A 6,634-nucleotide genomic window follows, 5' to 3' on the forward strand; every position below is an offset into this window, starting at 1 on the left:
ATATAAAAAAACGCGCTTAATGCGCGTTTTTATAATGGTAGTTTATCAGTTAACTAATAAAGCTACTGTCAGGGTAATTTAACTTAAGGGTTTTCATGACATTATTCTTTAACTTATCCAATTTAAGTTGGTCATAACATTCAACCATTATCTCTAACGCTTCACGAACGTGTTGAGTATCTGGATAATGCTCAATCACGTACTTTCCACGATTAGCCGCAGCTACATAAGCATCACGCCGCATGTAGTAACGCGCGATGGCTATTTCGTATTTAGCTAAACGGCTTTTAATATGTAACATACGCTTCTGTGCGTCTGCGGCATATTTACTGTTTGGGAACTTTTCTATTAAACGTCTGAAATCGCTAAATGCTTGACGAGAACTACTTGGGTCTCTATCTGATCTGTCAATTCCTGCTAAGTCTTGGAATAAGTTGTTATCTACTTCCATATTAGCTAATCCACGCATATAAAAAGCGTAATCCACATCTGAATGATTGGGATTGAGTCGAGTGAAGCGATCTATGGCCGCTAACGCTTCGTCAATTCGTCCCGTTTTGTAATATCCGTATATCAAATCTAGTTGTACTTGATGAGATAGTGGCCCAAATGGAAAGCGTGAATCTAAGGCTTTAAGGGTTTCTGTTGCTGCATTAAAGTTGCCCAAGATCATTTTTTCTTTTGCTTCTTGATACAAACTTTGTGCACTTCGATTTTTAAGTACCAAATCGATGTCTTCGTCTTCTGGCACTGAAGAACAGGCCACCAACATCATTAAGGTACTAGTTATTAATATATTTCTTACATTGACTTTACTGATCATATTGCTCTTTTTGCTCATATTTGACTATTCGATTGGTGATGTTTGATTCATTGAGGACAAAAATCCGTTAGAATAGTAGTTTACCTAATCGATAACTGCAGCGCATTCTACCCCACCAAATTGGGCTATGCACACATAAATCGTTACGAAACACTTTCAGGATGTTTAATGCATGTCTACCTCACATGAAAAAATACAACTTCAGGCCCAAGTGCCTGATAATTTATTTGGTAAACGCTTAGATCAAGCTTTGGCCGAAATGTTCCCCGATTATTCAAGATCTCGTATAAAAGAATGGATTTTGGGTGATAAAGTCACCGTAGATGGTGAAATCTCTAATAAACCAAGAGAAAAGTTGGTTGGCGAAGAGCAAATAGAGATTGATGTAGAGCTTGAAGTACAAGTTCAACATCTTGCTCAGCCTATCGATTTGAATATAGTTTATGAAGATGATGATATTTTAGTTATTAATAAACCCACAGATCTAGTTGTACATCCTGGTGCTGGAAATTCCGATGGTACAATTTTAAATGCCTTGTTAAGCCATGTTCCCGGAATTGAGAATGTGCCAAGGGCTGGAATTGTGCATCGCTTAGACAAAGATACAACAGGTTTAATGGTGGTGGCTAAAACTATCCCTGCACAAACTCATTTAGTGGAGCAACTGCAAGCGCGAGAAATCAGCCGAGAATATGAAGCTGTTGTGATTGGTACTATGGTGGCCGGCGGAACTATTGATGAACCAATTGGTAGGCATCCAACTAAACGTACCAATATGGCAGTACGAGAGTCTGGTAAACCTGCCATGACACATTATCGAGTTAAAGAGAAGTTCAGAGCGCATACTTATCTTAGATTAAAGTTAGAATCTGGTAGAACTCACCAAATACGAGTGCATATGTCCCACCTAAGATACCCATTGGTTGGTGACCAAGCTTATGGCGGCCGTCCTAGACCACCTAAAGCGTGTGACCAAAAAATGGTGGATATGTTAAGAGGCTTTAGACGCCAAGCTCTGCATGCTGTGCAATTAGAGTTAACTCACCCAATTACAGGTGAGTGGATGTCGTGGAAAGCTCCTTTACCCGATGATTTCGTTGACTTGTTACAAGTATTGCGTGAGGACAAGGCTGAACATGGAAGTGGAGAAGTTTAAGTTTGTCTCTGCCTTTATTTATTTATCCTGATTGGCCTGCGCCTAAAAATATAAAGGCGTACGTTAGTACTAGAATAGGAGGGTTTAGCCAACCTCCTTTCAATAGTCTGAACGTGGCGAAACATGTTAATGATGATGAGTTAATCGTAGATAAAAATCGTGATTTGCTACCAAATCACGAAAACATAACTTGGTTGATTCAAACTCACAGTACAAATTGTGTCAATTTAGATCTTCCCCAGCCAACAAATATAGAAGCTGATGCCAGTTTTAGCCGTAACAAAAATCAAGTATGTGGGGTAATGACTGCAGATTGTTTACCTCTTTTGTTATGTGATATCAAAGGAGAGGTTGTAGCTGCGGTACATGCAGGTTGGCGAGGTTTAGCGGCTGGCATTATTGAAAATTCTATCGCTGCGATGAAGGTTAACCCTGCAGATATCATGGCATGGTTAGGCCCTGCTATAAGCCAAGGTAACTTTGAAGTAGGTGAGGACGTTAAAGAAGCTTTTCTTCAATATCCCCAAGCATTTATATCAAGCCATGCTAGTGGTAAATATTTGTTAGATTTATATCTGATAGCAAAACAAAAGCTCGCCAACTATGGCATAGATAAAGTGTACGGTGGGAATTTTTGTACATATAGACAAAGTGACTTGTTTTTTTCCCACCGCCGTGCGACTCATGAACTTGATAGTACTGATAAAATGCCTGTCACTACAGGAAGAATGGTCAGTGCGGTTTATATTGAATAACTATTATTTTCCGGTGTATTTAGTGAATTGATCTACATCAAATTTTAATTAATCAGTATAGCCAAATTATCGAACACCACTTGATTAGCCAATAAATTGTACCCATTAATACTTCATGTAAAGTAGAGGTGGAGTACCTTTTATGCAATTAGATAGTTTTACAAGTAAATTCCAAGCGGCACTTTCTGAAGCACAATCTTTAGCTCTCGGTCGCGACCATCAATATATTGAACCTGTGCATTTAATGACATCATTGTTAAATCAGCAAGGAGGTTCTGTTCGTCCATTACTTGATCAAGCAGGTATGAATGTTAATAGCTTACGTTCAGCATTAGCAGAAGCGGTTGAAAGGTTACCGAGAGTTCAAGGCTCCGGGGGGGACGTACAACTGAGTAAAAGTAGTGTCATTCTCTTAAATTTAAGTGACAAAATTTCTCAAAAAAGAAAAGACGAATATATTACTTCTGAAGTGTTTGTTTTAGCGGCTTTACAAGATAAAGGTGCCTTAGGAGAAATTTTAAAACAATCTGGTGCTAATGAAAAAAGTATTGAAGAAAGTATTGAAAAGATACGTGGCGGCCAAAAAGTGACAGACCCCAATGCGGAGGATGTGCGCCAGGCCTTAGAAAAATTTACAACTGATTTAACTGAACGAGCAGAGCAGGGCAAGCTTGATCCGGTTATAGGTCGGGATGATGAAATACGCCGTACGATTCAAGTTTTACAGCGCCGAACAAAAAATAATCCGGTTCTAATTGGTGAGCCGGGTGTGGGTAAAACAGCCATTGCTGAAGGTCTAGCTCAACGGATTATTAATGGTGAAGTGCCTGAAGGTTTAAAAAACAAACGTGTATTGTCTCTGGATATGGGATCCTTAATAGCGGGGGCAAAATTTCGCGGTGAGTTTGAAGAACGTTTAAAGGCTGTATTGAGTGAATTAAGTAAAGAAGAAGGCCGAGTGATCCTCTTTATCGATGAGCTTCATACTATGGTTGGAGCTGGTAAAGGTGAAGGTGCCATGGATGCAGGGAACATGCTTAAACCAGCGTTGGCAAGAGGAGAGTTACATTGTGTTGGTGCCACTACATTAAATGAGTATCGTCAATTTATAGAAAAAGACGCGGCATTAGAGCGCAGGTTTCAAAAAGTATTAGTAGATGAACCTAGTGTGGAAGATACAATTGCTATACTTAGAGGTCTAAAAGAGCGCTATGAATTGCACCACTCTGTGGAAATTACCGATCCAGCGATTGTAGCAGCGGCAACTTTGTCACATCGTTATATTAGTGACAGGCAACTGCCAGATAAAGCCATCGATTTGATTGATGAAGCCGCTTCTAGTATCCGATTGCAAATGGACTCTAAGCCCGAAGATATGGATAAGTTAGAACGGCGAATTATTCAACTCAAACTCGAAGAGCAAGCCTTAGCAAAAGAGAAAGATGAAGTAAGTCACAAACGATTAGAGCTCATCGAATTAGAACGAGAGCAAGCAGAGTACAAGTTTTCAGAGTTTGAAAAAGTATGGCTTACTGAAAAGCAAGCGGTTCAAGGAACCCAAAATATTCGTTCTGAATTAGAACAAGCAAAATTAGATCTAGAGATTGCCAGAAGAGCCTCAGACTTAAGCCGTATGTCTGAATTACAATATGGCAGAATTCCAGAATTAGAAGCAAAGTTGGAGTTGGCTACTGAGTCAGAAACAGAAGAGACTACCTTACTTAAAAATAAGGTTTCTGATAATGAAATTGCAGACGTTTTATCTCGCTGGACCGGCATACCAGTCTCAAAAATGTTGGAAGGTGAAAAAGCTAAACTCTTATCCATGGAAGATGCACTTAAAGAAAGTGTGGTTGGGCAACAAGAAGCGGTTGAGGCTGTATCAAATGCAATTAGACGTTCTAGAGCTGGGCTGTCAGACCCCAATAAACCCATAGGGTCATTTTTGTTTTTGGGACCAACTGGCGTGGGTAAAACTGAACTTTGTAAAACTTTAGCTGGGTTTTTATTTGATACCCAAGATGCCATGGTGCGCATTGATATGTCGGAATTTATGGAAAAACACTCTGTATCTCGTTTGGTTGGTGCACCTCCTGGTTATGTAGGTTATGAAGAAGGCGGTTATTTAACAGAGGCGGTGCGACGTAAACCCTACTCAGTCATTTTATTAGACGAAGTAGAAAAAGCACATCCTGATGTTTTTAATATTTTACTGCAGGTTTTAGATGATGGCCGTTTGACGGATGGACAGGGCAGAACTGTCGATTTTAAGAATACCGTAATTATTATGACCTCTAATTTGGGCTCAGATATCATTCAGGAAGTCAGCGCTGAGAAAAACTACCAGCAGATGAAGGACTTGGTAATGGGGGTCGTTGGTGAGCATTTTAGACCAGAATTTATAAACAGAGTAGATGATACTGTAGTATTCCATCCGCTAGGTTTAGAGCAGATAAAGTCTATTGCTAAGATCCAACTTCGGGCACTTAGAGATCGCTTAGCCGACAAAGGTTATAAACTAGAGCTTAGCTTATCTGCACTCGATAAATTAGCTGAAGCCGGGTTTGATCCCGTGTTTGGAGCTAGACCATTAAAAAGAGCGATTCAGCTTGAAATTGAAAACCCATTAGCTCAGAAAATATTAGCTGGAGACTTGGGCCGTGATGGCATTGTTAAAGTTGATTGCGAAGGAGAAAAGTTAATTATTAGTTAGCATTTCCTTTTATTAATTGGTTATTCTTGAACTCAAGGTCAGTATTATACTGGCCTTTCTTTATTAAAAGGGATTCGTAGGTTTTAGCTTGTAGACAATGAGCTGTATACTAGGGTGCGGTAAACGCGATAAACTAAAATATTATATAATTTGTAACCATATAAGGGTGAGACAAAAACAATGCCAGATCAAAAGCGTAGAGGTATATACCTTTTACCTAATCTGCTAACAACTGCAGGGCTATTTTCAGGTTTCTTTGCAGTGGTATCTTCAATGAATGGTCGCTTTGAAGCGGCGGCAGTAGCAATTTTTGTAGCCATGATATTTGATGGGCTAGATGGACGAGTGGCTCGAATTACCAATACTCAGAGTGAGTTCGGAGCTGAATACGACTCTATGGCTGATATGGTTTCTTTTGGTGTTGCTCCTGCTTTGGTTGCCTATAACTGGGGGTTATCAGGCTTAGGCAAGATAGGATGGCTGGCTGCATTTATTTATGTTGCAGGTGCAGCTCTTAGATTAGCTCGGTTTAATACTCAAATCGGTATTGCAGATAGCCGTTTCTTTCAAGGGCTAGCAAGTCCTGCTGCGGCTGCCCTAGTTGCTGGACTTATATGGGTTGGTGTTGAGTATGATATTAATGGCCAAGACTACGGAGTTATAGTTGCTTTGGTAACAGGCCTGTCTGGGTTGTTAATGGTAAGCAATTTCAAATATAATTCTTTTAAAGATATAAATTTGCACGGTAAGGTTCCGTTTGTTGTGCTTCTACTCATATTGTTGGTCTTTGTCGTGGTTGCAACAGAGCCCGCTTTAGTACTATTTATAGTATTTCTTTTATATGCGCTAGCTGGACCTATTAATACATTTAGAATGGTAGACAAGGTTAGATTAGAAGATGTTGTGGGTGACACAGAAGAAACTGATGTAGATTGTGACCAGAAAGATAATACTGATAAGCCCGATTAGCTTTCTATACCTTGATAAGGTTATATGCCTAAAGGCAAAGGTTTAAAATACTAAGCACTCATATTTTATGAGTGCTTTTTTTTGTCATTTGCACTGTAATTACAACTTAAGTCATACATGTCGAGTGAAAAGTAAGCAGTTGGAATAAAAAATGAAATAAAGTGTTGCATAGGAATTTGTTCTCTCTATAATGCGCCCTCGCTTCGGGGAGTCAGCCA

Annotated in this window: 5 protein-coding genes; 4 read left to right on the forward strand and 1 reads right to left on the reverse strand. The window is 39.6% G+C overall.

Translation table 11 applies throughout. The annotated features are described in order from the left end of the window. Nucleotides 1-49: 49 nt before the first annotated feature. Nucleotides 50-823 carry an outer membrane protein assembly factor BamD gene (locus EOK74_RS04135; RefSeq protein WP_133468652.1) on the reverse strand — a complete coding sequence of 258 codons (774 nt, stop codon included), beginning with the start codon at nucleotides 821-823 and terminating at the stop codon, nucleotides 50-52. 172 nt (nucleotides 824-995) lie between these two features. Between EOK74_RS04135 and rluD the strand changes: the two genes are divergently transcribed. The 4 genes from rluD to pssA all read left to right on the forward strand — a co-directional run bounded on the left by rluD (nucleotide 996) and on the right by pssA (nucleotide 6,416). Next, nucleotides 996-1,979, forward strand: a complete 984-nt coding sequence (rluD, locus tag EOK74_RS04140) for a 23S rRNA pseudouridine(1911/1915/1917) synthase RluD (protein ID WP_133468653.1) — start codon at nucleotides 996-998, stop codon at nucleotides 1,977-1,979. A gap of 2 nt (nucleotides 1,980-1,981) precedes the next feature. After that, nucleotides 1,982-2,734, forward strand: coding sequence for a peptidoglycan editing factor PgeF (gene pgeF / locus EOK74_RS04145; RefSeq protein ID WP_133468654.1), 753 nt, complete (start codon nucleotides 1,982-1,984; stop codon nucleotides 2,732-2,734). A 142-nt stretch (nucleotides 2,735-2,876) separates the two neighbouring features. Then, nucleotides 2,877-5,447, forward strand: a complete 2,571-nt coding sequence (clpB, locus tag EOK74_RS04150) for an ATP-dependent chaperone ClpB (protein WP_133468655.1) — start codon at nucleotides 2,877-2,879, stop codon at nucleotides 5,445-5,447. Nucleotides 5,448-5,627: 180 nt separating this feature from the next. Beyond that, nucleotides 5,628-6,416 carry a CDP-diacylglycerol--serine O-phosphatidyltransferase gene (pssA, locus tag EOK74_RS04155; protein ID WP_133468656.1) on the forward strand — a complete coding sequence of 263 codons (789 nt, stop codon included), beginning with the start codon at nucleotides 5,628-5,630 and terminating at the stop codon, nucleotides 6,414-6,416. The last annotated feature ends 218 nt before the right edge of the window (nucleotides 6,417-6,634 follow it).

Origin of the sequence: Paraglaciecola marina, assembly GCF_004360155.1 — a bacterium.
GTDB lineage: Bacteria > Pseudomonadota > Gammaproteobacteria > Enterobacterales > Alteromonadaceae > Paraglaciecola > Paraglaciecola marina.